23 protein-coding genes are annotated in these 26326 nt (G+C 66.5%); 12 read left to right on the top strand and 11 right to left on the bottom strand.

Annotation, left to right across the window (positions count from 1 at the left end):
- Window positions 1–38: 38 nt before the first annotated feature.
- Both ABDW49_RS01765 and ABDW49_RS01760 read right to left on the bottom strand, forming a co-directional pair.
- Window positions 39–1406, bottom strand: coding sequence for an ATP-binding protein (locus ABDW49_RS01765; RefSeq protein ID WP_343609260.1), 1368 nt, complete (start codon window positions 1404–1406; stop codon window positions 39–41).
- Entirely contained in the window at window positions 1396–2070 is a 675-nt protein-coding gene (locus ABDW49_RS01760) for a response regulator transcription factor (protein WP_343609259.1), read from the bottom strand. The genes ABDW49_RS01765 and ABDW49_RS01760 overlap by 11 nt, the downstream gene beginning before the upstream one ends.
- A 147-nt stretch (window positions 2071–2217) precedes the next feature.
- Between ABDW49_RS01760 and ABDW49_RS01755 the strand changes: the two genes are divergently transcribed.
- From ABDW49_RS01755 to ABDW49_RS01725, 7 genes are all read left to right on the top strand, one after another.
- Complete coding sequence (locus tag ABDW49_RS01755) at window positions 2218–3537, top strand: TolC family protein (RefSeq protein ID WP_343609257.1); 1320 nt, start codon at window positions 2218–2220, stop codon at window positions 3535–3537.
- Window positions 3534–4559, top strand: a complete 1026-nt coding sequence (locus ABDW49_RS01750; RefSeq protein ID WP_343609255.1) for an efflux RND transporter periplasmic adaptor subunit — start codon at window positions 3534–3536, stop codon at window positions 4557–4559. The genes ABDW49_RS01755 and ABDW49_RS01750 overlap by 4 nt, the downstream gene beginning before the upstream one ends.
- Window positions 4559–7621: an efflux RND transporter permease subunit gene (locus ABDW49_RS01745; RefSeq protein ID WP_343609253.1), complete on the top strand. Its 3063-nt coding sequence runs from the start codon at window positions 4559–4561 to the stop codon at window positions 7619–7621. Before ABDW49_RS01750 ends, ABDW49_RS01745 begins: the two co-directional genes overlap by 1 nt.
- 283 nt (window positions 7622–7904) lie before the next feature.
- The gene (locus tag ABDW49_RS01740) at window positions 7905–8927 is read left to right on the top strand and encodes a YncE family protein (RefSeq protein WP_343609252.1); all 1023 of its coding nucleotides are present in this window, start codon (window positions 7905–7907) and stop codon (window positions 8925–8927) included.
- 58 nt (window positions 8928–8985) lie between these two features.
- Window positions 8986–9684: a phosphatase PAP2 family protein gene (locus tag ABDW49_RS01735; protein WP_343609251.1), complete on the top strand. Its 699-nt coding sequence runs from the start codon at window positions 8986–8988 to the stop codon at window positions 9682–9684.
- 25 nt (window positions 9685–9709) lie between these two features.
- Window positions 9710–12154 carry a TonB-dependent receptor gene (locus ABDW49_RS01730; protein WP_343609249.1) on the top strand — a complete coding sequence of 815 codons (2445 nt, stop codon included), beginning with the start codon at window positions 9710–9712 and terminating at the stop codon, window positions 12152–12154.
- A 166-nt stretch (window positions 12155–12320) separates the two neighbouring features.
- Entirely contained in the window at window positions 12321–13094 is a 774-nt protein-coding gene (locus ABDW49_RS01725) for a hypothetical protein (RefSeq protein ID WP_343609247.1), read from the top strand.
- Between the two features lie 10 nt (window positions 13095–13104).
- Here ABDW49_RS01725 and ABDW49_RS01720 read toward each other — a convergent pair whose 3' ends face one another.
- The 7 genes from ABDW49_RS01720 to ABDW49_RS01690 all read right to left on the bottom strand — a co-directional run bounded on the left by ABDW49_RS01720 (window position 13105) and on the right by ABDW49_RS01690 (window position 18468).
- Complete coding sequence (locus tag ABDW49_RS01720; RefSeq protein ID WP_343609245.1) at window positions 13105–14265, bottom strand: DUF1501 domain-containing protein; 1161 nt, start codon at window positions 14263–14265, stop codon at window positions 13105–13107.
- A 3-nt stretch (window positions 14266–14268) separates the two neighbouring features.
- Window positions 14269–15696, bottom strand: coding sequence for a DUF1800 domain-containing protein (locus ABDW49_RS01715; protein WP_343609243.1), 1428 nt, complete (start codon window positions 15694–15696; stop codon window positions 14269–14271).
- A 68-nt stretch (window positions 15697–15764) separates the two neighbouring features.
- Window positions 15765–16217 (bottom strand): periplasmic heavy metal sensor, encoded by a 453-nt coding sequence (locus ABDW49_RS01710; RefSeq protein WP_343609241.1) that lies wholly within the window; start codon window positions 16215–16217, stop codon window positions 15765–15767.
- Window positions 16214–16615 carry a hypothetical protein gene (locus ABDW49_RS01705; protein WP_343609239.1) on the bottom strand — a complete coding sequence of 134 codons (402 nt, stop codon included), beginning with the start codon at window positions 16613–16615 and terminating at the stop codon, window positions 16214–16216. The genes ABDW49_RS01710 and ABDW49_RS01705 overlap by 4 nt, the downstream gene beginning before the upstream one ends.
- Window positions 16608–17171, bottom strand: coding sequence for an RNA polymerase sigma factor (locus tag ABDW49_RS01700; RefSeq protein ID WP_343609237.1), 564 nt, complete (start codon window positions 17169–17171; stop codon window positions 16608–16610). The genes ABDW49_RS01705 and ABDW49_RS01700 overlap by 8 nt, the downstream gene beginning before the upstream one ends.
- Before the next feature lie 39 nt (window positions 17172–17210).
- Window positions 17211–17693 carry an EF-hand domain-containing protein gene (locus ABDW49_RS01695; protein ID WP_343609235.1) on the bottom strand — a complete coding sequence of 161 codons (483 nt, stop codon included), beginning with the start codon at window positions 17691–17693 and terminating at the stop codon, window positions 17211–17213.
- Between the two features lie 118 nt (window positions 17694–17811).
- Window positions 17812–18468 (bottom strand): hypothetical protein, encoded by a 657-nt coding sequence (locus ABDW49_RS01690; protein ID WP_343609233.1) that lies wholly within the window; start codon window positions 18466–18468, stop codon window positions 17812–17814.
- A gap of 286 nt (window positions 18469–18754) precedes the next feature.
- Between ABDW49_RS01690 and ABDW49_RS01685 the strand changes: the two genes are divergently transcribed.
- The 5 genes from ABDW49_RS01685 (at window position 18755) to ABDW49_RS01665 (ending at window position 22234) form a co-directional block, all read left to right on the top strand.
- Window positions 18755–19192, top strand: coding sequence for a hypothetical protein (locus tag ABDW49_RS01685; RefSeq protein ID WP_343609231.1), 438 nt, complete (start codon window positions 18755–18757; stop codon window positions 19190–19192).
- Between the two features lie 17 nt (window positions 19193–19209).
- On the top strand, window positions 19210–20025 hold the full coding sequence (locus ABDW49_RS01680) for a ferredoxin--NADP reductase (protein WP_343609229.1): 816 nt from the start codon (window positions 19210–19212) through the stop codon (window positions 20023–20025).
- Between the two features lie 54 nt (window positions 20026–20079).
- Window positions 20080–20826 carry an electron transfer flavoprotein subunit beta/FixA family protein gene (locus ABDW49_RS01675; RefSeq protein WP_343609227.1) on the top strand — a complete coding sequence of 249 codons (747 nt, stop codon included), beginning with the start codon at window positions 20080–20082 and terminating at the stop codon, window positions 20824–20826.
- Window positions 20826–21758, top strand: coding sequence for an FAD-binding protein (locus tag ABDW49_RS01670; RefSeq protein ID WP_343614081.1), 933 nt, complete (start codon window positions 20826–20828; stop codon window positions 21756–21758). The genes ABDW49_RS01675 and ABDW49_RS01670 overlap by 1 nt, the downstream gene beginning before the upstream one ends.
- A gap of 170 nt (window positions 21759–21928) precedes the next feature.
- Window positions 21929–22234: a hypothetical protein gene (locus ABDW49_RS01665; protein WP_343609225.1), complete on the top strand. Its 306-nt coding sequence runs from the start codon at window positions 21929–21931 to the stop codon at window positions 22232–22234.
- 69 nt (window positions 22235–22303) lie between these two features.
- Here the strand turns inward: ABDW49_RS01665 and acnA are convergent, their stop codons facing one another.
- Together acnA and ABDW49_RS01655 are read right to left on the bottom strand one after the other, a co-directional pair.
- Window positions 22304–24976: an aconitate hydratase AcnA gene (gene acnA / locus ABDW49_RS01660; protein ID WP_343609223.1), complete on the bottom strand. Its 2673-nt coding sequence runs from the start codon at window positions 24974–24976 to the stop codon at window positions 22304–22306.
- Window positions 24977–25213: 237 nt separating this feature from the next.
- On the bottom strand, window positions 25214–26164 hold the full coding sequence (locus ABDW49_RS01655) for a DMT family transporter (RefSeq protein WP_343609221.1): 951 nt from the start codon (window positions 26162–26164) through the stop codon (window positions 25214–25216).
- Window positions 26165–26326 lie beyond the last annotated feature (162 nt).

Here is a 26326-nt window from a genome sequence, read left to right as displayed (position 1 = left end):
CGTTGATCAATCGAGCCCGCTGTATCAGCCGTCCGCTTTCAGGAAAATGACAAAGGGCAGGCGCGGAAGGTCAGCTCCAGCGCAAAGCCCGGCCCCGGCATCACGCGGCATTCGGCGCGATGCACCTCGGCGATGGCGGCCACCAGCGACAGGCCAAGGCCCGTGCCCGGCAGCCCCTTGCTGGCCGCGCCGCGATAGAAACGGCGGAAGATCTTCTCGTAATCCTCCGGGTCCACGCCCGGCCCATCGTCGCTGATCCGCGCCAGCACCGTCTCGGCCCCGGCCTCCAGATCCACGGTGATGGTGGTGCCCTCGGGCGTGTGCACGATGGCATTCTCGACCAGATTGGTGAAGAGCTGGGCCAGCATCTCGGCATCGCCCTCCACACACAGGTCCGGCGCGATCCGCGCGATCAGGCGGTGCCCCTCATCCTCGGCCACCGGCGCATAGGTTTCGGCCATGCGCGACAATTGCTCGGACAGCGGCACGGGGCGGAAGCGGCTGCGCCCCACCCCGCCCTCGATCATGCCGATGCGCAGCAGCGCCTGAAAGGTGGAGAGAATATCCTCGACCTCGCCGATCGCCGCCTCGACCGCCTCATCGCCCTCTTCGGTCTTGCCGCTCAGCCGCTCCAGCCGCTGGTGCAGCCGCATCAGCGGCGTGCGCAGATCATGGGCGATGGCGGTCGAGACCTGCCGCAGCCCCTCCATCGCCGCATCCTTGTGATCGAGCATATGGTTGAGGTTGCGCGTCAGCGTATCGAACTCCGGCGCCAGGCCGATGGCGGGCAGGCGCTCGGCACTGTCCCCCGCCACGATCCGCTCGACCTGACGGTTCACCCCATCAAGCCGCCGCAGGAAGAGCCGCCCCGCGCCATAGCCGCCGATCAGCGCGAAAAGCGTGATCGCCGCCCCGCTCAGCATGGTGAAGCGCGCCAGCCGCGCCCGCAATTCGTCGAAATCGAAGAAGTCGGTGGCCACCACCAGCACCAGCCCGTCACCGATCCGCAGGCCGAACTGGCGCATCATCACCGGGCCGCTGTCGGCCTCGCTCATGCGGATGGTGGCTTCGCCGAGCTGGCCTTGTCCCGCGGGAATGTCGCCATAGAGGCGGCGGCCCTGCCCATCGCGCAGCAGGTAATGGAACTGATTCTCGCCCGCGCCCTCGCCGTGGCGGCGCAGTGCCTTGAGCAGACCGTCGCGCCCGGTCTGGGCATATTCCCCGGCCAGCACGCGCGCCTCGGCATGCAGCATCACCTCGGTCGCTTCGAGCCCATAGCCGCCCACCTGCCGCTCCACCACCCAGAGCAGCGCGATCGAGCCCAGCGCGAAGACCAGCGCCAGCACCAGCGCAAAGCGGAAGGCCCCGCTGCGCAGCGCTGCCAAAGGCGCGGAATTAACCGTCATGGAAGCGATAGCCGACGCGGCGCAGGGTCTGGATCGGGTCCGGCTCACCATTGGCGCACAGCTTGTTGCGCAAGCGGCTCATATGGCTTTCGACGATGTTGGTGCGGGTCTCGAAATGATAGGACCACACGCCTTCCAGCAGCATGGTGCGCGTCACGATCTGACCGGCATTCAGCATCAGATATTCCAGCAGCTTGAACTCCTGCACCTGCAGGCGAATAAGCTGCCCGCCACGGGTGACGCTGCGCTTCATGCGGTCGATCTCGATGTCGCCGATGGCCAGCACCGCCTGCACCTCGGCCTGCGGCGAGCGGCGGCCCAGCGCCTGCACCCGCGCCAGCAATTCGCGGGCGGAAAAGGGCTTGGCCAGATAATCGTCGCCGCCCGCTTCGAGACCCTCGACCCGGTCGTCCACCCCGGTCATCGCGGTGAGAAACAGAGCCGGGGTCAAAATGCCCTTGGCGCGCAGGGCTTTCAGCGCGGTCAGCCCGTCCATGCCTTCCACCATGCGGTCGAAGATCAGCACGCGATAGTCCTGCGAGGCGGCCAGCTCGATCGCCTCCTGCCCGGACCGGCAGGTGTCGACCTCATGCCCGGCCTCCTGCAGGTCGGCCACAAGGTTGCGCGACAGCGTCTCGTCATCTTCCAGCAGCAGTATGTTCATGGGTCACAGCACTCGGTGTTCCGGGGCGCCCGCGCAAGACAGGCAGGCATGAGGTCAGGATACTGTAAGCGGCATGGGAAAGCCAAGTTGGGAAGAATTTAGGATTCCGTCCTCTGCCTGTCATGGTTTTTTCAGTATTGGCGCGGGATGCAGCGATCCTTTCTTCCCCCCCTTGTTCTGGGCCTGATGCTGGCCGGCTGCGCGCATGACGCGCCGCTGCCGCTGCCCGCGCAGCCCTCGCTGGTCGCCTCACCCGATCGCCTTGCGCAGGCCCCTGCCACGCAGGGCCCGCTGGGGGTCGAGCAGGTGGTGGCGCTGGCACTGGCCAACAACCCTGACCTGAAAGCCGCCCGGCTGCGCGATGCCGTGGCGCGCGGCCAGACGAAGCAGGCGGGCATATTGCCCAATCCGCAACTGACGGGGGCCTTTCTGCCGCTGCTCTCGGGGGTGGGCACGGTTCCGGCGTGGAATGTGGGGCTGGCGCAGAATCTGCGCGCCATCATCACCTATCGCGCCCATCTGCGCGGCGCGCGCGATGCCCAGCAGCAGGTCGCCGCCGACATCGTCTGGCAGGAATGGCAGACCGCCGGCCTCGCCCGCCAGCTCGCCACCGACATCATCATGGGCGAGCAGAGCCGCCCCGCCACCGCCGAGACCGTCACCCTGCTGGCGGATCGCAACGCAAGGCTGGAACAGGCCATGACGCGGGGCAATGCCACGCTGGCCATGCTGGCGCCCGACCGCGCCGCGCTGCAGGCCGCCCGCGCCGCGCTGGAGGGGCTCGACCAGCGGCAACTGGCCTTGCGGCAACAGCTCAACGCCCTGCTCGGCCTGCGCCCCGACGCGGCGCTGCCGCTGGTGGCCCAGCCCGATCTGCCGCCCTTCGACCCCGCCGCCACGCGCGCGGGACTGGCCACGCTGCCCGACCGCCGCCCCGATCTGATCGCGCTGCGCTTCGGCTATGCCGCCGCCGAGGAAGGCGTGCGTGAGGCCATTCAGGCACAATTCCCCGATCTGGTGCTGGGCGGCGGCGTCGCCAGCGACAATTCCAAGGTCATCAACGGCGGCCCCAATGCCGCGCTGGGCCTGCCCGTCTTCGACCGCAATCAGGGCCAGATCGCCATCGCCCGCGCCACCCGCGCCCAGTTGCGCGCCGAGTATGACGCGCGCCTGTCCGCCGTCTCCGGCGAGGCCGAGGGGCTGCTGGCGCAATATGCCCAGATCGCCACCCAGCTCGACCGTGTGCGCCGCGAGATCCCCGCCGCGCGCGACGCCGCCCGCCGCGCCGAAACGGCACTTCATGCGGGCACCATCGACGAACGTGCCTTTGCCGATCTCGTCGCCAACCGCCTTGCCAAGGAACAGGAACTGATGAGCTTGCAGACCGCTGCGCTCGACCGCCAGATCGCCCTTCAGACGCTGACTGGCGAGGGCCTGCCCACCGTGAAGACCGGAGGCGCACAATGAACCGCCTGCCTTTCCTCGCGCTCCCTCTGCTGACCCTGACGGCTTGCGGCAGCGCGGACCAGCCCGCCGACACCCAGCCCAGCGTGGCAGTCACCACCACAAGCGTGACGCAGGGCGATCTGCCCGAAACCGTGACGGCCTATGGCACCGCCGCGCCTTCGCTCTCGGGGGTGCAGACGATCAGCTTCGCCCAGCCGGGACAGGTCACCGCGCTGCTGGTCACCCCCGGCCTTGCGGTGCATGCGGGGCAGAAGCTGCTGACCTTCGCCCCCGCCGCCAGTGCGCGCGCCAGCTATGCCCAGGCGCTCAATGCGCTGCATGCCGCGCAGGTGCAGGAAAACAGCACCCGCCAGCTGCTCAGCCAGCAGCTGGCCACCGCCGACCAGATGGCGCAGGCCAGCAAATCCGTCGCCGACGCCCGCGCCAGCCTGCAAGGCCTCTCCGCCGAGGGCGCAGGACAGGCCAGCACCACCGTCACCGCCCCCTTCGACGGGGTGATCGCCACACTGACCGTGGCGCAGGGCGACCGCACCCAGCCGAGCGCCCCGCTGCTGACCGTGGCCAAGGGCGGCGCGCTGATCGTCACCGCCGGGATCGACCCTGCGCAGCGCGCCCGCGTCAACCCCGGCCAGAGCGTGTCAGTGCAGCGCCTGACGGGCGGCGCGGCGGTCACCGGCCATGTGCTGCGTGTGGCAGGCGCGCTCGATCCCAAGACCCGGCTGGTGTCGGTCGACATCGCCTTCCCCGCTGGCGCTTTGATGCCCGGCGAGGCGGTCAAGGCGCAGATCGCCACGCGGCCCGTGCATGGCTGGGTGGTGCCGCATCAGGCGGTGGTCACCGCCGATGGGCCGCCCCATGTGTTTCAGGATGTCGGCGGCAAAGCGCATCAATTGCCTGTCACCGTGCTGCTCTCCACCGACAAAAGCGATGTGGTGAGCGGCGCACTCGATACCGCGCGCCCGGTGGTGGTCGATGGCGCCTATCAGGCGCATGACGGCGACCGCCTGCGTCGGGGGCAGTGATGCTGGAACATCTGCTTCGCACGCAATCGCGCGCCTTTGTGCTGATCGCCATGGCCGCGGCGCTGGCGGGCCTGGTGGCGGCCTTCGGCCTGCCCATCGGCCTGTTTCCGCAGGTCTCTTTCCCGCGCGTCGTAGTCGATCTCGACGCGGGCAGCCGCCCCGCCGACCAGACCGCGCTGACCGTCACCCGCCCGGTCGAGGAAGCGATCCGCGCCCTGCCCGGCGTGCAGGATGTGCGTTCGGAAACCAGCCGGGGCGCGGCGCAGATCTCCATCGATTTCGGCTGGGGCCGCGATATGGTGGCCAGCACCTTGCTGGTCGACACCGCCATCGGCCGCGTGCTGCCCAGCCTGCCCACCGGCACACAGTACAATGTGCGGCGGATGGACCCCACGGTCTTCCCAATCATCTCCTATGCGCTGGAATCGGATCGCGATCCCAAGGCGCTGCAGGATCTGGCCAAATATCAGATCACCCCGCTGCTTTCCTCGATCCCCGGTCTGGCCCGTGTCGGCGTGCAGGGCGGCGAGACCAGCGAGGTCGAGGTGCTGGCCGATCCGCATCGTCTGGCCGACCATGGCATGGCGCTGGGCGATCTGGCGCAGGCGATCAAGGCGGGCAATGTGCTCTCCGCCGTGGGACAGGTGCAGGATCGCGGGCGCCTCTCGCTGGTGATCGCCGACCGCAGCGCGGTCAGTTCAACGCAGATCGGCGACATCGTGGTCAAGTCCGACCCCGCCGGTGTGGTGCGCGTGCGCGATGTCGCCACGGTGCAGGATGGCAGCGTGCCGCAATGGCTGCGCATCGTCGAGGACGGCAAGCCCGCCGTGCTGTTCAACATCTATGAGCAACCCGATGGCAATGCCGTGCAGATCGCTCAGGAGGTGCAACGGCGCCTGAAGGCCTTCCCGCTGCCGCCCGGCGTCCGCCTCGTCAACTGGTACGACCAGAGCGAGCTGGTGACCCAGTCGGTGGCCAGCGTGCGCGATGCGGTGCTGATCGGGCTGGTGCTGGCGGCCATCGTGCTGCTCGCCTTCCTGCGCAGTTGGCGCGTCACGCTGGTGGCGGTGATCGTGGTGCCTGCGACGCTGGCGGCCACGGTGCTGGTGCTCTCCATTCTGGGCATGAGCTTCAACATCATGACTTTGGGCGGCATCGCGGCGGCGGTCGGCCTGCTGATCGACGATGTGATCGTGATGGTCGAGCATATCGCCCGCCGCGCCGGGGCGAAAGGCAAGGACGGCCAGCCACTGGGCGACGAAGCCGTGCTGCCCGCCGCGCGCGAATTTATGGCACCGCTGATGGGATCGAGTCTGGCGACGCTGATCGTCTTTCTGCCGCTCTCCTTCCTGACCGGCGTGACCGGGGCCTTTTCCAAGGCCCTGTCGGTGACGATGGCGGCGGCGCTGGCGATCAGTTGGGCGATGACCGCCTTCGTGGTGCCGATTCTGGTGCGCGCGCTGGTCGATTTCGGCAAATGGCACGATCCGGGCGCCGAGGCCGACGGGCGCATGGAGACGGTGCATCACGGCCTGCTCTCGCGCCTGTCACGCCGCCCGGTGCTGCTGCTGGCAATTGCCCTGCCGCTGCTGGTGGTCGGCTATATCGGCTATGCCCGCGTGCCCACCGGCTTTATGCCCAAGGTGGATGAGGGCGGCTTCGTGATGGATTACTACACGCCGCCGGGCACTTCGCTGAACGAGACCGGGCGGCAAGTCGGCCAGATCGATGCGTTGCTGCGCGCCAATCCGGATGTGCTGACCTTTTCGCGCCGTCTGGGCACGGGCATGGGCGGCGATCTGGGGCAAAGCTATCACGGCGACTATTTCGTCAAGCTGAAACCCAGCCACAGCAAGCCCACCGAGGAGATCGCCGCCGCCGTCGCCGCCGAAGTGGCGCAGAAGGTGCCGGGCGTCGATGTCGAGGTGGCGCAGCTGATGGAGGATCTGATCGGCGACCTTACCGCCGTGCCCCAGCCCATTGAGGTCAAGCTCTTCGCCGCCGATCCTTCGGTGCTGTATGGGCAGGCCAAGAAGGTCGCGGCGCTGATCGGCAAGATCGATGGCGTGATCGAGGTGAAGGATGGCGTCCGCCTGGCCGGTGACGCGCTGGATGTGAAGATCGATCCGGTGCGCGCGGGGCTGGAAAGCGTGACCGTCGCCGATGTGCAGAGCCAGATGAGCGATGCGCTGTCGGGCACCATCGCCACCTCGCTCGCCCAGCCGGGCAAGCCGGTCGATGTGCGCGTGCGCCTGCCCGAGGCGCTGACGCTGAGCCAGAACGATCTGGAAAGCCTGCCGATCCGCGCCACCGACGGCCATGTCTTCCCCTTGAGCCGCGTGGCCACCATCGATCCCGTGGCCGGACAGCCGCAGATCACCCGCGAGAATCTGGAGCCGATGGTCGCCGTCACCGGGCGCATTCAGGGGCGCGGCATGGGCGCGGCGGTGGGCGATGTGACCAAGGTGCTCGACCAGCCCGGCACGCTGGCGCAAGGCGTGCGTTACGAGCTGGGCGGGCTCTATCAGCAGCAGCAGATCGCCTTCAACGGGCTGATCCGCGTGTTCGGCGCGGCGCTGATCGCCGAGCTGATCCTGCTGGTAGTGCTCTATCGCGGGCTGGTGCTGCCGCTGATCATCATTGCCTGTTCGCTGCTCTCGACCACGGCGGTCTTCACCGGCCTGTGGCTGACGGGCGTGGATCTCAACATCACCGCGCTGATGGGGATGACGATGATCATCGGCATCGGCACCGAAATGGCGATCTTCTACGTCTCGGAATATGAGGAGCTGGCCGCGCATCTGCCCCGCGCCGAGGCGGTGTGGCAGGCGGCACGGAACCGCTTGCGCCCCATCACCATGACAACGCTGGCGGCGATCCTCACCCTGCTGCCGCTGGCCTTTGCCATCGGGCAAGGATCGGGCATCCAGCAGCCGCTGGCCATCGCGATCATCTCCGGGTTGCTGCTGCAATATCCGCTGGTGTTGCTGGTGATGCCGGTGCTGGTCAGCCTGACCCTGCGTGACAACACGGCTCCGCAAACCTTAACCGCCGGCGCCTGACCGGGTCGCGGGAGGGCATGGCCATTGATTCGGCCATGCCCTCCTTCGCGCTTTCAGGCAATCTTCTGACATTGTTGCTTTTATTATGTGGGCGCCCCAATCCCGGAGGCGCCCCATATTGCATGTCTGCAATCTTGCCCGGCACCCCAACATTATAAGTTGCCAATGTTGGTTGTTTACCAGCCGATCGCAAGAATCCGTCACAGATTCGTCATTCGGCGCGCCTAGTCCGCCCCTCAGATTTCACAGAATATCTGTTTCTCACAATACAGGGTCCACCATCATGTTCACCCGCTTCTCCGGGGCGACGGCATTTGCCGTCTGCTGTCTTGCATCCGCTGCTGCCGTTCATGCCGCGCCTGCGCCCAGCTATGGCGTGGTCGACAAGGTGGCCGGGCCCGATGGTGGCTGGGATTTCGCCAATGTCGATACGGCGCGCGGCGTGCTCTATGTCGCGCGCAGCAATGCGGTGATGGCGATGGACATTGCCAGCCACAAGGTTTCCACTCTGGCTGCGGCGCAGGGCAGCCATCAGGCCATGGCCATCGCGGACGGTAAGACCGTGGTTCAGACCGACGGCAAGACCGGCCTGACCCGCTTTATCGACGCCGCCACCGGCCATATCGATGCGCAGGTGCCCAGCGGCCAGAAGCCCGACGCCGCCTTCTACGACGCGCAGACCGGCAAGGTCGCGGTGATGAGCCCCGGCAATGACACGATCACCACCATCGACGCCAAAAGCCACAAGGTGGTGGGCACGATGAAGCTGGCGGGCGGTCTGGAATTTGCCGTCACCAACGGCAAGGGCGGCGCCTTCATCAACCTTGAGGATGCGGCCAAGATCGCCGAGGTCAATCTGGCCAAGGGCACGCTGCTGCGCAAGATCGACCTGCCCGGCTGCGAGGGCCCCACGGGTCTGGCACGTTTTGCCCATGGTACGCGGCTGATCTCGGCCTGCGCGAATGGCGTGGCGCTGGTGATCGACACCGCCACCGGCAAGACGCTGACCACCCTGCCCATCGGCAAGGATGCCGATGCCGTGCTGCTGGATGAGGAACGCGGCCTGGCCTTCGTGCCCTGCGGCGGCACCGGCACGCTGGTCGCGCTGTCGATTGCCGATGCCAACAACGTCACCGTGGCTCAGGTGATCCCCACGCAGGTCGGCGCCAAGACCGGCGCGGTCGATCCGCGCGACGGGCGCATCTATCTGCCCACCGCCACGCTGGCCACGCCCGAGCCCGGCGCCAAGCGCGGCAAGCCGGTGCCCGGCAGCTTCACCGTTCTGATCGTCGCCCCCAAGGCCTGAATCTGTTTGCAAATCCGGCGGAAGCCGGATTTGCCGCATTTGCCCAGAGGATTTTCCCATGAAGCGCTTTCTCTCCGTCGCGCTGCTCTGCGCGGCTTTGCCTGCTGTTGCCCAGGCCGAAGCTCCCAAGCATCTGCAATATCTCGATGCCGCCAGGTTCAACCCCGCGCAGATCCTGCCGCCTCCGGCCGCGCATGGTTCGCCCGCCGAGGCTTTCGAGCTGGAAACGCTGCACCGCCTGCTCGCCAAGGCCAGCCCCGAGCGGCTCAAGCAGGCCAAGGTGGACAGCGACAATGAAGATCCCTCGCTGTTCAACGGCGTGCTGGGCTTCGATCTGAAGACCAAGCCCGCCACCTGGGCGCTGCTCACGCTGGTCCAGTCCGAGGCGGATGCGGCCGCTGGCGACAGCAAGGCCTTTTTCCACCGCATGCGGCCCTACAGCACCGATCCCTCGATCCCCTTCTGCGAATACAAGCCCGATCCGGCCAAGCCCGAATACAAGTCCTATCCCTCGGGCCATTCCACGCTGGGCTATTCGGTGGGCTGGGTGCTGGCACAGCTGATGCCCGAAAAGTCGCAGGTCATTCTGGCCCGCGCGCATGACTATGCGGTGAGCCGCCTCTATTGCGGCGCACATTACGCCAGCGACACCGAGGCCAGCCATGTCATCGGCACGATGGTCGGCATCGACCTGCTCGCCGATCCGCGTCTGGCCGACAAGATCGCCGCCGCCCGCGCCGAACTCTCCAAGCCGTAATTCCTTCCTTCAGGGGGCTTTCATCATGATTTCTTTTCCTTCGCTTTTGAAGGGTGGCAGCGCTTTGGCCGCCGTTCTGGTCGCCACCTCGGCCTTTGCCGCCACCGAACCGGCCAATGCGCCGGCACCGTCGGCCGCCGATGGCGCCGCCGATCCGCAATCGACCAGCGCCAATCAGGCAGGGCAGGCCAATGACAAGCAGGCGCTGACCTCCTCCGACATCATCGTGCTGGGTTCGCACACGGCGCAGGCCGCGCCGATCTCCACCTCGCTGACCACCACCCAGCCGCAGTCGGCGATCAGCCGCGATTTCATCGACAATGCCAATGCCGCCTCGGACTTCAACGAGCTGATCGCCCTGACGCCCAGCGTCTCGATCACCGGCACCGGCAATGGCCTTGGCTTTGGCGAGACCAAGGCGGTGATCCGCGGCTTTCAGGATGGCGAATACAACGTCACCTATGACTCGATCCCCTTTGCCGACACCAACAACCCCACCCACCACTCGACCGCCTTCTTCCCCTCCAACACGATCGAGACCATCGTGGTCGATCGCGGGCCGGGCAATGCCAGTCAGCTGGGTCAGGCCACCTATGGCGGCAACCTCAACATGTATTCGCGCGGCGTCAGCGACAAGATGGGCGCGCAGGTCGAGGGCCTGCTGGGCAACTGGAACAGCGCCATCGGCCGTTTCGAGATCCAGAGCGGCAAGATCGACAAGCTGAACGGCGCCAAATTCGTGCTGGCCGGGCAGTTCCTGCGCTCCGACGGCGCGCTGACCAACTCGCCGGTCAACTCCAAGAACCTGTTCTTCAAGGGCGTGGTGCCCATCGGCGAGCACAACACGCTGACCGTGCTGAGCACCTACAACCGCAACTTCTACTATCAGTCCGACGTGCTGAAGGGTGCCACCTGCGGCGTGCCGACCAGCGGTCTGGTCTCGGGCTCGGCCACGTTGAAGGCCAGCAATTGCGCGGCAACCTCCAACATCGGCCAGTATGGGCTGAACTATGGCATGGGCAGCGACCCGACCAAGCAGGATTACTGGAAGTACAACCGCACCGACAAGACCACCGACTTCTCCTATCTGCGCCTGCAGAGCGAGCTGGGCAGCGGCTTCTCGATGGACAACCGTGCCTATATGTACGGCTACACCAACAACACGTTGTCGGGGAACACCACCCCGGTGGTGACCGGCTTCACCGGCGCGGGCACAACGGCCTCGCCCTATAAGGCAGTGACCGCCCCCAATGACGTGCCCGGCTACAACAAGCTGAACAAGTACCGCGTGCTGGGCTACATCGGCCAGGTCGATTACACCTTCAAATATGGCAAGGTGAAGGTCGGCGGCTGGTACGAGCATGCCAAGAGCTGGCGCCACACCTGGGATTTCGACTGGACCACCGGCCAGCCCAGCTATGACCAGAAGGCCAATCTGGGCACCGCCGCCACGGCGCAGTTCCCCTCGATCAGCATGGCCAATCTGAAGTATGAGCAGAATTCGAGCTGGGATCAGTTCCAGCTCTTCGGTGAGTTCGAGATCAGGCCCACCGACACGCTCTCGGTCACGCCCGGCGTGAAGTATGTGAACTTCACGCGCGGCGTGAACGCGCTGGTCAATGCCGACGCCAACCGCTCGCCCTCGAACAATTCGGCGACCTGGACCAAGACCCTGCCCTTCGCCACCATCAACTGGCAGCCGGTGCAGAATCTGTCGGTCTATGGCCAATATGCGCAGGGCATGTATGTGCCCGACCTGTCGAGCTTCTACACGCCGACCACCGGCACCGGCAGCTCGGTGCAGCAGAGCACCGCCCTGGCCTCGGTCAAGCCGCAGACCTCGACCAACTATCAGCTGGGTTCGGTCTGGCATGGCAAGAAGGTCTCGGTGGACGTCGATGTCTACAAGATCGACGTGAACAACAAGATCGCCACCGACAATTCGGTCGGCGCCATCTCGGGCGCGCTGGTGAACATCGGCAGTGTGCATTACAAGGGCGTCGAAGGCTCGCTGGCCTATATGCCCGTCGAGGGGCTGACGCTGTTCGGCAATGGCTCGTACAATTACGCCCATTCCGGCACCACCGGGGCGCAGATCGCCAAAGCGCCCTTCTCCACGGCGGCGGCGGGCGTGATCTACAAGCATCACGGCACGCGCGTGTCCTTCAGCCAGAAGTTCACCGGGCCGCAGTACGCCACCGAACTGTCCTCCAGCGTGACGACCACCGACGGCATCCGCATGTATCGCATCAGCCCCTACAGCACGGGCGAATTCGCGATCAGCCAAGAGGTTGGCCAGCACTTCCGCATCGGCGCCACCGTGTCGAATGTGTTCAACAGCCGGGCAATCACCGCCGTATCGAACGGCGGCACGACGGTCGTGAATGGCCAGACCTTCTACGCCGGGGCAGACCAGTTCAACTTCCTGCCGCCGCGTTCCTTCCTGATGGATGTGCGCGTCAAATATTGATCGCGCCACCCACGACCCGGTGCGGGCCCTCTTCCCGCACCGGGTCACCCCGGTTCATCACGAACCTAAAAACATCCCAACCTTCGCACCCATTGGTGGCGATGGGCTCCGGCGGGCCCTACGATGCTTTTGCCGGATGCTTTGCGCAAGATTTCCCAGGACAGCCATGAACGACCAATCCTCCCCCACGCTCCAGGCCCGAGACACGCTGGCAAAAGTGCCCGCCGTCACGCTGGGCTTCTGGGTCATCAAGATTCTGGCCACCACGCTGGGCGAAACCGGCGCCGACCTGTTCACCCAGCAGTATGACATGGGCTATGCCGCCGGCATCGCGCTGTTCTGCGTGCCGTTGCTGATCCTGGTCGCCGCGCAGATACGCGCCCGCGGTTTTCATCCGCTGCTCTATTGGGCGGCGATCCTCGCCTCGACCACGGCGGGCACGGCGCTGGCCGATTTCTTCGACCGCTCGCTGGGCATCGGCTACACCGGGGGCAGCGCGGTGCTGCTGGCCTGTGTCGCCGCCTCGCTGCTGAGCTGGCGTCTGGTGCTGGGCACCATCTCGGTGGAAAGCGTGTCCTCGCCCCGCGCCGAGGTGTTCTACTGGGTCACCATCACCTTCTCGCAAACGCTGGGCACCGCACTGGGCGACTGGTCGGCCGATGACGGCGGTCTGGGCTATCTGGGCGGCGCGGCGGTGTTTGGCGGCGCGCTGCTGGTGCTGGCGCTGCTGCATCGCTTCACCAGCCTGTCGCGCACCGGCCTGTTCTGGGCCGCCTTCATCCTGACCCGCCCGCTGGGCGCGACGGTGGGCGATTTCCTCGACAAGCCGCTGGCGCAAGGCGGGCTCAATCTGGGCCGCGATATGGCGACGCTGGTGCTGCTGGTCGCCATTGCCCTGGCGCTATGGCTGGTGCCGCAGCGCGCGGGCAAGCCGCATTGAGGTTGGCAACCTAAGCCACCAACCCCGTCACCGGCCTGCCTCCGCCCGCCTGTGGGAACAGCACCCGCGCCACATGGTCGGGGTCGAGCGACAGGGCCTCGCCCGCCACCCCCGCGATCAGCGCATCGAGGCCAATCGTAGGACGCAGATCGCGGTTCTGGTAAAGCTGGCTACCCGCCAGCCCCGGCCAGTCGGCGACCACCCGGCCACCGCGCACCCCGCCGCCCAGCACCCATGCCACCGAGCCCGTGCCGTGATCGGTGCCGCCCGTGCCATTGGCAGCGGCGGTGCGCCCGAACTCGGTCGCGACCACCACGGTGGTCTGCGCCCAGACCGGCCCCAGCCCGTCACGTAGCGAGGCCAACAGCGTGTCGAGCGCTCTCAACTGCCCCGCCAGCCGGTTGTTCTGGCCGCTATGCGTGTCCCAGCCGCTGGTCTCCAGCATGGCGATACGCGGGCCGGAGGGCTTGGTGAGGAAGCTGGCGGTCAGATGCCCCAGCGAGGCTGGGTCCTGCTTCGCCCCCGTGCCTTCGGCCAGATCGCGCGCGGCCAGCGCCGCCGACCATGCCGGGTGGAACTGGGCGTCACTGGCGTAAAGCTGGCCCACCCGCATCATCAGATCATCCGAAGGCTGAGGCAGCGCCGAGGGCGCATAGCTGGAGACCTCCACACCCCCACGCAAGGCCTGAGGCACGGTTGCGGCAATGGCGATCGCGCTGTCCCCATGCACCGGCGGCAGCATGCCGGTCAGCCGGTTGAGCCAGCCGTCGCGGGTCTGGTAGGGCTGGGTGCCGCCGGTCTCCAGCACATTCTGCCCGTCGAAATGCGAGCGGTCGCGATAGGGCGAGGCGGCGGCATGCACGAACAGCGCCTGCTTCGCCGCGAACATCCCCGCCGTCTGCTTGAGCGCGGGATGCAGCGCGAACATGCCGTCCAGCTTGGTCGCGCCGGCCGGGTCGATGGCCAGATCGCCGCGCAGCTTCGCATAGGCCGGGTCGCCATAGGGCACCACGATGTTGAGCCCATCGGCGGCACCACGCTGGATGATGAAGATAAAGCGCCGCTCGGTCTGGGCGGCGGCCAGCACCAGTTGCGGCGAGATCAGCATCGCCCCCGCCCCGGCACCCGCGCAGGCAATGAAATGACGACGGGCCAGTATCGGATTGATCATAGCCTATCTCCGCAGAAAATCGGGGGACACCAGCAACAACGCCAGAGCGCTGACCGGACTTTCCGCCATCGCCACCTGCCCGGCGGTGGCCGGATCGAGCGAAGCGGGGAGCAAACGCGGCGCCAGCGCCCGCGCATCGATCTGGGCGCCCAGCGGCGCGGCCAGCCTTTGGGCGAATTCCACGCGGCGCATCAGCGCATCGGGCGCGATCCAGCTCGCGCCGAGATCGTCCCACCCGGCGGGCGAGCCCGGCTTCCACACCGGCTGGCCAAGCTGGCGCTGCACGGCGGCCATCTGGATCGCCCCGGTCTCGCCGCGCCCCAGCCCGCGCAGCGCCGAGATCGTCCACTCCCAGGGCGTCTTGAACTTCAGCGGTTGGGGCGCCCAGGCTTCGGGGCTGTCGATCAGCGCCTTGTAGAGCGTCGGCAGATCGCCGCGACCGCTGGTGAAGGCCGCAGCCAGCCGCGCCACCATGGCGGGCGGGGGCGTGTCTCCGGCAAAATGGCGCGCCAGCTTGGTGGCGATATGCGTGGCCGTGGCGGGCGCATGGGTGAAATCACCCAGAGCGGCACGGGCCTGATGCTCGCCCACCTGATGATAGCTGCGGCCGAGGATCTGGCGCGAGCCCGGCTCATGCTGCCGGTCGCGGAAGAGGAAGGTGCCGGGCGTGTTGCTCTCCGCGCCCGAGACCGACCAGCCGGTCAGCGCGCGGGCAAATTCGGTGACATCGGCCTGCGTATAGCCGCTGCGCACGCCCAGCGTGTGCAGTTCCATGATTTCGCGGGCGAGGTTTTCGTTCAGGCCCCGCCGTTTGGCCGGATCGCCTCCCAAAGCACTGCGTTGCGCGGCGATGCTGTTCGGCCCGATCGACTGGTTCTGGTTGAGGTAGATCAGCATGGCCGGATGGTGCTCGACCGCCATCGCCATATCCTCGAAGCGGCCCAGCACATAAGGACGGATCGCATCGCGCTCGAAGGAGCCGGCATAGGCGGTGACCGGCTGATTATCGACCGAGACGCAGAAATGGTTCGACCAGAAATGGACCATGCGCTCGACGAAAGGCGCCTGGGTCTGCAGCGCGGCATCGCTGCGCGCCTGCACCGCCGCGCGATAGAGCGCCTGCACCTGCTGGCCATAATCCTGTCGCGCGGCGAGCAGGACGGGGTCTTTCACCCCGGCGCCATCAGTGGTGGCGCCAGAAGCGGCAGGAGGCGGCTGGTTCTTCCGCTCCATGCGGCGCTCGGCCTGATAGGCGGTGACCATCGCTCCGGCATCGGGCAGGGCCGCAAAACCGGCGGGACGCACCTCGAAGTGGTCGAACTGGTCCAGCAGCCAGCCGCGCGGATTGTCAGGCGCCGCGCCGGGGCTGGCGCCCAGCCCGAAGCGGTTGAGCGCGATCGCCTGAAGGGAGAGAGCATGGGAAACCGGCATGGATGCTGTCCTCTGTGGGTCTGCCCTTTTTGAACGCGGCGCGGCGGGGTTTCCGTCGCGCTCTTGTGCTATTGTGCGGGTTTCTTCAGCGCTCCCTTGCGCTGCAGGCTTTCGGCCAGCTTGATGCGGTCGGCCTGAGGCAAGGTGGCGATAAAGGGCACGGCGCGTTCCTCGACATGGGCGCGCAGGGCCACATCGCTGTCGCGCACCCTTTGCAGCGCGGCGAGCAGCGCGGGCTGATCGACGGCCGGAGCACCCAGCAATTGGGCCGCCTCATCGCGGCGGGCGCGGTTGTCCTGCACCATCGGCTGCACCTCCTTGCGGGCGGCGCGCAGGGTCTGGCGCAGGGCCTTGCGCTCATCCCTGGGCAGGTCGGCGCCCGCGATGCGCATGGCCCCCGCGCCGATCATCGGCGGTTTGACCTGCAGGCGGGTGAAGGCGGCAATGCCCCCCGCGACCAGAAAGATGTTGAGCAGGACCGAAACCAGACAGGCGATCCGCAAGGTGCGAGGACTCATCATCCTTCTCCCGGACTGAAATCGCCAAAGGCGGTCGCCTCGAAGCTGGACGAAGCCGAAGGCAAGGCTACGCCGCCCAGCGAGGCCAGGGCCAGACCCGCTCCGGCCCCCGCCAGCGCCGCGCCCAGTCCCAGTGCCGACCACCACAGCCGCACGCGCCGTCCCAGCGGAGCCTGCCACGATCCCGCCACCGCCTGACGCAGGCGCGGCGAGGGCGCGGGCACCGTCCAGAGATCGAGCTGTGCGTCGAGCGCCGAGGCCTCTGCCAGCACAGCCGAGGCCTCGGGCTCAAGCGCCATGCGTTGCGCGGCATCCCGCACATCGGCAGGCCAGCGGGTAAGGTCGCCGCCATAGGCTTCGGCCAGTTCGGCGAAGCGGGCCAGTGTCAGGGCTTCACTCATCGCGCCAACCTTCCTTTTGGGCAAAATGCTGCTTCAACGTGCGACGCCCGCGTGCCAGCAGGCTTTCCAGCGCCTCGACGCTGATGTCCAGCACCTGCGCCGCCGCAATGTTGGTAAGATCCTGATAATGCACCAGCAGGATCGCCTCGCGCTGGCGTTCGGGCAAGGTGGCAATCGCCTCGGCCACCGCTTTTCCGCGGGCCGAGGCTTCCAGCATGGCATCGGCGCGCGGCTGCGGGTCGGGCGGATCGGGCATATCCTCGCCCGTCACGGGAGCATGGCGTTTGCGGCGCAACCGGTCGCGGCACAGATTGAGCGTCACCGTATGCAGCCAGGTGTCGAAGCGCCCCTGCCCCGGCTGCCAGCGCGGCGCCTGACGCCAGGCACGGGTAAAGGCTTCCTGCGCAACATCCTCGGCCTCGGCCGGGTCGCGCAGCAGGCGCAGGCCCAGCGCCAGCACGCGCGGCAGCCGGGCGGTGACGAATTGGCGCACCGCCCCCTCGTCGCCCTGGCCCATCCGCTCGATCAGCGCGGTGTCCGGGTCCTGCGTGGTCAAGCCGGACTCGCGCATGCAGCAGAACAGGGCGCCACAGGATCAAGGCTGCTGCGCTGGGGCGGGCATATCACCGCCACCCTGAGAGCCCTGCCCTCCACGCTGCCCTCCATGCTGGCCACCCCGCTGCCCCACGCGCTCGTCGGGCGTGAGGACGCCATCGCCATTGCGGTCCATGCGCTGGAACCGCGCGGTGAGCGCGGCGCGGATCTCATCCTTGTCGAGATAGCCGTCATGGTTGGTGTCCATCCGGTCGAAGCGGCGCTCGGGATTGCCCTGCGCGCCTCCGCCCTGTCCCTTGCCTCCCGCACCGGCGGCCATCATTTCGGCCTTGCTGATGCGGCCGTCGCCATCGGTGTCGGCGGCCATGATACGCGCGGTCTGGCGCGAAAGGAACTGGTCGAGCGTAAGGGGTTTTCCGTGCGGAGCAGCGGGCATCTCATCGGCGCCCTGGGCCATGGCGGGCTGAACGAAGGCGGGCATGGCCAGCACCAGTCCGGCCAAGAGAAGGGGGGAGAAACGCATGATGATCTCCTTGATGGGTTCAGACATCCGCCATCCGGGGCAGATGCCGGTTGAACGCATCGCGAAGACTGTTCCGTCGCGGGCACCGCGAAATTTTTCGCAGGGCGTGCTTCGGCCCCTAGAGCGGGGTGGTGATATCCACCCCGAAGCGGCTGAAGGAACCACGCGTGGGCTGAGACATCTCGTCCTGTCGCTGGCCGGGATAGCGCGTCGTCTGCCAGCCCATGGTCATCTGCATGGGCCCCAGCGGGTGCTGCAGCCCCACCGAACTGCGCCAGCCGGTCAGCTTCGGCTCGTTGAAGAACCACAGATGCGTGCTGTCGTCGAAGCCGTCATGCAGCCGCAGTTGCAGCGCCCCCGCCCCGGCCACCAGCCGCCACTGGCCGTGCAGGCGCAGGCTGGCGCTGCCGCCGACATAGATCTCGCGGTCCACGCGCAGGCTGCGGTGATCGGCCTCATGCCCGATATAGTCGTTGGGATTGACCGCAAAGGCCGCGCCATACTGAAAGGTGACGCCATAGCGCAGCCGCCCGGCATTGCTGTCCAGATTGACGAAGGCGACGTCCAGCCGCCGATGCACCGGCGTGCCGCCCAGCGGCCCGGCCATGGCCATCACATCGTCCTGAGAGACCAGATCGGTGGTCAGCACCGGATGCGCCTGCGCCGCCCCCGACACAATCCCCCCGATGGCCAGAACAAGCGCCGCAAGCTGCCGATGACAGCGCGGCATGCGTTGTGACGCGCGCGCCGACGCGCCCGCACAGAATGTCCCCATGATGCTTACCCCCGTTTCCTCCTTTCAGCCTGCCCCCAGGCGCGAAAGGAGAGTGATCCCGCGAGCCATTCTGGGCGGGACAGTTGAAGCAATGCTTGCATGGAATGGTTGACGGCATGGCAGGAAGGATTCAGCATAATGACCCCAACGGCGGTCCCTTTTGCCGCCCCCTTCTCGGGCAAGATTACCCTGCTGGATGCTAATGCGATTGACTCGCATTAGATTGGCGCCTAGTCGGTCCGGATGGACGCCCGCGCGGCGTCGCCTCACTGGCGTGGGAGATGTTATGTACCAATTCCTCGACCGCAAGATCAGCGAGCTGGATGCCCCGGCCGCCTTCATCGCCGGCGCCATGCGCATGTGGGTCAACGCGGTGCAGTCCGGGCGCTGCCCCTGCGGCATGATCGCCGCCCATTTCGCCAAGGCCGGGCTGGAAACGGTGGCGGGCGATTTCGGCATGGCGATGTTCACGCTGAACGGCGACGGGCTGCAGCAGCTCCACCTCGCCCCGCCCGGCTGCCTGGCGATCCGTGATGATGAGGCGCGCCTGCTCGCCCTGTTCACCAGCGCCATCGATGGCGACCAGCCGATGCTGGCACAACTTGCCGCAACACTGGTGCATGACAACGCCATACCTCGTCTGATACAGGCCGTGTCCATCGTGGCCGCGCATATCGCCGCAAGCCACGTCTCGACTCGTTTCGACGTCTCTCCACGCGATTAATTCGGAATTCTGCCCGCATGACTGTCCAGACCCTCGAACCCCGCCTGCTTCCCGAACACAGTGGTTTTCACACCAGCACCGTGCGCTGGGTGCGCCACTGGAACGAGCACCTCTTCAGCTTCGCCATCGAGCGGCCCGCCTCCTTGCGCTTCCGTTCGGGCGAATTTGTCATGGTCGGGCTGGACAACGGGCCGCGCCCGCTGATGCGCGCCTATTCGATCGCCAGCCCGGACTATGCCGAGGAGCTGGAGTTCCTCTCGATCAAGGTGCCCGACGGCCCGCTGACCTCGCGGCTGCAGACCATTCGCGCGGGCGATCAGGTCTATCTCTCGCGCAAGCCCACCGGCACGCTGGTGTGCGATGCGCTGCTGCCGGGCAGCCGCCTGTTCCTCTTCTCCACCGGCACGGGGCTGGCGCCCTTCCTCAGCCTGGTGCGCGATCCGGAGGTCTATGACCGTTTCTCGCAGATCGTGCTGGTGCACTCCGTGCGCCGGGTCAGCGATCTGGCCTATCATGACGAGCTGATGGCGCAGCTTGCCGCCGATCCGCTGGTGGCCGATCAGGCGCTGCTGCAGTTCCATTATGTGCCCACCGTCACGCGCGAGCCCTTCCGCAACACCGGGCGCATTCAGGCGATGATCGACGATGGCAGCCTGTTCGCCCCGCCGCTGATGGGCGCGCCCAAGCTGGACCCGGAAACCGACCGCGTGATGCTCTGCGGCAGCACCGAGATGATCCGCGATTTCGCCCATATGCTGGACGGGGCCGGTTTCGAGGAAGGCTCCAACGCCAAGATGGGCCATTATGTGATCGAGCGCGCTTTCGTCGATTGACGAACCATCACGGCGTCGACTGATCGCACCGAACTGAACACCAGAGGACCGCAGATGAAGATCCTTGTGCCGGTCAAGCGCGTGCTTGACTACAATGTGAAGCCGCGCGTGAAAATCGACGGATCGGGCGTGGATCTGGCCAACGTCAAGATGAGCATGAACCCCTTCGACGAAATCGCCGTCGAGGAGGCCGTCCGCCTGAAGGAAAAGGGTGTGGCCAGTGAGGTGATCGCGGTCTCGGTTGGCCCGGCCAAGGCGCTCGACACGCTGCGCACCGCGCTGGCGATGGGCGCGGACCGGGCCATTCTAGTGCAGACCGATGCCGAGGTCGAGCCGCTGGCCGTCGCCAAGATCCTGAAGGGCGTCGCTCTGAAGGAAGGGCCCGCGCTGGTCATTCTGGGCAAGCAGGCCATCGATGATGACAGCAATCAGACCGGTCAGATGCTCGCCGCGCTGCTGGGCCGCCCGCAAGGCACCTTCGCCAGCAAGGTCGAGATCGATGGCGATCACGCCACCGTCACCCGCGAGGTCGATGGCGGTCTGGAGACGGTGAAGCTGGCCCTGCCCGCCATCGTCACCACCGATCTGCGCCTGAACGAACCGCGCTTTGCCAGCCTGCCCAACATCATGAAGGCGCGCTCCAAGCCGGTGGCGAACAGGACTCCCGAGGATTTCGGGGTGGATGTCGCGCCGCGCCTCACCGTTCTGGGCGTTACCGAACCTGCGCCGCGCACGGGCGGGGTCAAGGTGGCCGATGTCGATGCGCTGGTGGCCAAACTCAAGGAACTGGGAGCAGCATGATGGGACAGATCCTTGTCTGGGCCGAACATGACCATGCCGCGCTGAAAGAGGCCACGCTGCATGCCGTGACCGCCGCCGCGCAATTGGGCGAGGTGCATCTGCTGGTGGCTGGCGCGGGCGTCGATACTGTGGCGCAGGCTGCCGCTCAGGTGGCGGGCGTGGCCAGGGTGTTGGTGGCCGATGATGCCGCCTATGCCCATGGGCTGGCTGAAAATGTCGCGCCGCTGGTGGTGAGCCTGATGGAGACCCACGACGCCTTTGTCGCCACTGCGACCTCGGGCGCCAAGAACATCGCGCCGCGCGTGGCGGCCCTGCTCGATGTGGCGCAAATTTCCGAGATCCTGAGCGTAGAGGGTCCCAAGACCTTCACCCGCCCGATCTATGCCGGCAACGCCATCGCCACGGTGGAAAGCAGCGACGCCAGGCTGGTGATCACCGTGCGCGGCACCGCTTTCGCCAAGGCCGAAACGCAGGGCGGCAGCGCTTCCATCGAAACCGTCGCGGCGGCGGGCAATCCGGGCCTGTCCAGCTTTGTCGGCGCCGATCTGGCCGTGTCCGAGCGGCCCGAACTGACCAGCGCCCGCGTGGTGCTATCGGGCGGACGGGCACTGAAGGACGAAGCCACCTTCCAGTCCCTGCTCCTCCCACTGGCCGACAAGCTCGGCGCCGCCGTGGGCGCCAGCCGCGCGGCGGTGGATGCGGGCTATGCCCCCAATGACTGCCAGGTCGGGCAGACCGGCAAGATCGTCGCGCCCGATGTCTATATCGCTGTCGGCATTTCCGGGGCGATCCAGCATCTGGCGGGGATGAAGGATTCCAAGACCATCATCGCCATCAACAAGGACGAGGACGCGCCGATCTTCCAGATCGCCGATGTTGGCCTTGTCGCCGATCTGTTCGAGGCCGTGCCCGCGCTGACCGCGCAAGTCTAACCATCCGAGGCAGGGACCGGGTTACACCCCCGGTCCCTGCCGGACACCACGGGCAAGCCGGCCCGTCGCACGGGGCGAGAGGATTGCAATCCCCCGCCTCATCGCCTGTAAATCTGATCGCAACCACAAGGCCATCACCGGCCCCGCCCCGACAGATTTCAGGACACACTATGACCGACGCAGATCTCTACACCTATGCGGGCCTCGCCATCCGCACCCTGCTGACGGTGATGATCCTGACATGGCTGATCGAGATGGTGGCCTTCCGCCGCCTGCGCCCCCTGCTGCGCGCCAGCCTGACCGTCACGCTAGCCTGGCTGGCCTCGGCCGCAACGACGGGCCCGTGGCGCGACTGGGGCCAGCGCTATGACCCACACGCATTGATCCTCTATCTGCCCGCCGCCGCGATCGTCTGGGCCTTCTATCTGCGCAGCCTGATGAAGGCTTATGGCGACGGCCCGGATCACGCCGAATAATCCCCGCCCATAACAAAAGGGCGCCCCCTTGCGGGGACGCCCTCCTGATTGTCAGCGTGATCGGAAGGATCAGGCGGCCAGCTTGCGCAGCACATAGTGCAGGATGCCGCCGTTGTTGAAGTATTCCACTTCATTGGCGGTATCGATGCGGCACAGCGCGGTGAAGGTGAAGCTGGTGCCGTCGGGGCGCTTCACGGTCACCACCACGTCCTGACGCGGCTTGATGGAGGCCAGGCCCTCGATGGTGAAGCTGTCGTCGCCGGTCAGGCCCAGGCTCTGGCGGGTGTCGCCATCCTTGAACTGCAGCGGCAGCACGCCCATGCCGACCAGGTTCGAGCGGTGAATACGCTCGAAGCTCTCGACGATGACCACGCGCACGCCCAGCAGGTTGGTGCCCTTGGCGGCCCAGTCACGCGACGAGCCAGTGCCATATTCCTTGCCCGCGATCACGATCAGCGGCGTGCCATCGGCCTTGTGCTTCTGGGCGACGTCGTAGACCGCGCCGGTTTCCGTACCATAGCGCGAGAAGCCGCCCTCGATGCCGGGGACCATCTCGTTCTTGATGCGGATGTTGGCGAAGGTGCCGCGCATCATGACTTCATGGTGGCCACGGCGCGCGCCGTAGCTGTTGAAGTCGGCCTTGGCGACCTGATGGGCCTGCAACCATTCACCGGCGGGGCTGTCGGCCTTGATGTTGCCGGCGGGGCTGATGTGATCGGTGGTGATCGAATCGCCCAGGATCAGCAGCGGCTTGGCCTCGATGATGTCGGTCACGGGGGCCGGGGTCATCGTCATGCCCTCGAAATAGGGCGGGTTGGCGACATAGGTCGAACCGGCGCGCCAGCCATAGGTTTCCGAGCCGGTGACGTTGATCGCCTGCCAGTGCTTGTCGCCCTTGTAGACGTCGGCATAGCGGGCCTGGAACATGGCACGGTCCATGCAGCCGGTCATGACGGTGTAGACCTCGTCATTGGTCGGCCAGATGTCCTTGAGGTACACGTCCTTGCCCTCGGTCGACTGGCCGATCGGGGTGGTGGTGAAGTCCTCGATCACCGTGCCCTTCAGGGCATAGGCGACGACCAGCGGCGGGCTGGCCAGGAAGTTGGCGCGCACGTCGGGCGAGACGCGGCCCTCGAAGTTGCGGTTGCCCGAGATGACGGCGGCGGCAACCAGACCGTTCTCGTTGATCGCCTTGCTGATCGGCTCGGCCAGAGGGCCCGAGTTGCCGATGCAGGTGGTGCAACCGTAACCCACCAGGTTGAAGCCGATGTTGTCGAGGTGCGACTGAAGACCGGCACGCTCCAGATAGTCGGTGACGACCTGCGAACCGGGGGCCAGCGAGGTCTTGACCCAGGGCTTGGGCTTCAGGCCCAGCTCATCGGCCTTCTTGGCGACCAGACCGGCGGCGACCAGAACCGAGGGGTTGCTGGTGTTGGTGCAGCTGGTGATGGCTGCGATGGTGACGTCGCCGTCGCCGATGGTGAAGTCCTTGCCTTCGACCGCAACGCGGGTCTGGGCCTTCTTGTAGACGTTGGCCATGTCGGCGTTGAACACATCGTCCACGTCGGGCAGCGACACGCGGTCCTGCGGGCGCTTGGGACCGGCGAGCGAGGGCACGACAGTCGACAGGTCCAGTTCAAGCGTGCTCGAGAAGATCGGCTCGACAGCGGGGTCGATCCAGAAGCCCTGCTCCTTGGCATAGGCTTCGACCAGAGCGATCTGGTCTTCCTCACGACCGGTCAGGCGCATGTAGTCGAGCGTCTTGTCGTCGATGCCGAAGAAGCCGCAGGTCGCGCCATACTCGGGGGCCATGTTGGCCAGCGTGGCGCGGTCGGCCAGCGTCAGGCCGGCAAGGCCGGGACCGAAGTATTCGACGAAACGGCCCACCACGCCATGCTTGCGCAGCATGTTGGTGGCGGTCAGCACGAGGTCGGTGGCGGTGACGCCTTCCGACAGCGTGCCGGTGAACTTGAAGCCGACCACTTCGGGGATCAGCATCGAGACGGGCTGACCCAGCATCGCGGCCTCGGCCTCGATGCCGCCCACGCCCCAACCCAGCACGCCCAGGCCATTGACCATGGTGGTGTGGCTGTCGGTGCCGACGCAGGTGTCGGGATAGGCGATCGTCACGCCATCCTGATCCTTGCTGGTCCACACCGTCTGGGCGATGTTCTCAAGGTTGACCTGGTGGCAGATGCCGGTGCCGGGGGGCACGGCATAGAAATTGTTGAGCGACTTGGAGCCCCACTTCAGGAAGTCGTAACGCTCCATGTTGCGGTGATATTCGATCTCGACGTTCTCTTCGAAGGCCTTGGGGTGACCGAATTCGTCCACCATCACCGAGTGGTCGATGACGAGGTTGACGGGGACCAGCGGGTTGATCTTGCTGGTGTCGCCGCCCAGCTTGGCGATGGCGTCGCGCATCGCGGCCAGATCGACCACGCAGGGCACGCCGGTGAAGTCCTGAAGCAGCACGCGCGCCGGGCGGTACTGGATCTCATTGTCCGAGGCGCTGGGGTTCTTCTGCCAGTCGGACACCGCCTGGATGTCGGCGGTGGAGACGGTGAAGCCGCCATCCTCGAAGCGAAGCAGATTTTCCAGCAGCACCTTCATGCTGAAAGGCAGACGGCTGACATCGCCGATGTGGCTTGCGGCCTTCTTCAGCGAATAATATGCCACCTCGCGACCGGCAACATTCAGAGTGCTGCGGGTTTTCAGAGAGTCCTGTCCGACCTGAGTCATGCGGCGTCTTTCCCTCGGCTGTCACCAGACCGCAAAGGGGCGCCGCGCTTCGGGGATCAATCCCGTCCGCGCCATGCTGCTTTGCGGAAAAGGTGCATTGATGTTGGGAAGCCCCTGCGCGCTTGCAGCGGAGTCGTCAAGTGTGCCGAAGGTAGGGTGGCCGGTAAAATTTGCCGGTACGACTGCTTATTTTTGATACTGATTTTCAACAGCAATTCAAGCAGGAAAAAGCCGCCTTCACCCTGCCAATTCGCCCGGCAATCCTTCCTGATCGGCCTGCGCCCGCGGCCCGCCGCGCGCCGTGCCAACCCAGACGCCCGCCACGATCAGCGCCACACCGCCCAGAGTCCATGGGCTCAGCCCCTCATGGAACCACAGATATCCCATCAGCGCGGACCAGACGAAAGCACTGTATTCGACCGGCAAAAGCCGATGCGCCTCGGCCCGCGCCCAGCCCCAGCCCAGCAGCGCCAGCGACAAGGAGGCCAGCACCCCGGCGCCCACCACCAGCGCCGCCGCATAGCCATCGAAGGCTCCACGCCCCGGCATCATCCCCAGCCAGGGCGACAGCGGCAGCATGTACAAAGCGATGAACAGCCCTTGAAAAAAGGCGATCTCCCCCGGCCCGGCCCGCTGCGCCTGATGGCGCTGCAGCACCAGATTGCCCGCATAGAGCACCGCCGAGGTCAGGATCGCCCCCAGCCCCAGCCGCGACTCCAGCGAATCGGCCAGCCCCTCGTTCAGCCGCCCGGCCGCCACCACACCCACGCCGAGCAGCGCGATCAGCGAGGCGCCCAGCGCCCGCCGGGTGATCGGCTCGCCCAGAAACAGCGCCGAGAGATAGAGCGCGATCAGCGGCGCGATGAAGGACAGGCCCATGCCCACCGCCATCGGCGTGCGCACCAGCCCCCAGAAGAACAGGCTGGCCATGGCGCAGACCAGCGCGGCACGCACGGCATGCACCAGCAGCATCGCCCGCTCCGGCCAGACGATCCGCCGCCCCTTCAGGCGCTCGGCCGCCCACCATGCCGCCAGAGTCAGCATGGCGCCAAGCACATTGCGCCACAGCAGCGCGGTGAACACCCCCACCGCCATCGACGCGCCCTTCATCAGCGCATCCATGATGGCAAAGGTGGCAATGCCAGCGGCAGCGGCCAGCACAGGCGCAAGGTGGTGAGGGCGCGTCATGCGCCGGGCCCTATCGCGTGTCGGCACCCGCGTCACCCCCGGCCCAGGATCAAGGCCAAAGATAAAAGCCCAAGATGAACGATGCCCGAGCGGGCAATTCAGCAAGTTGCAAGGCACAATGCTTGATGCGGGGCGTTGAAAAGGGCAAAGCATCCGGCGCAG

This window comes from Novosphingobium sp. (genome assembly GCF_039595395.1).
Classification (GTDB): Bacteria; Pseudomonadota; Alphaproteobacteria; order Sphingomonadales; family Sphingomonadaceae; genus Novosphingobium.
Note: the sequence above shows the minus strand (reverse complement) of the source record. Positions and strands in the feature narration are given on the sequence as shown.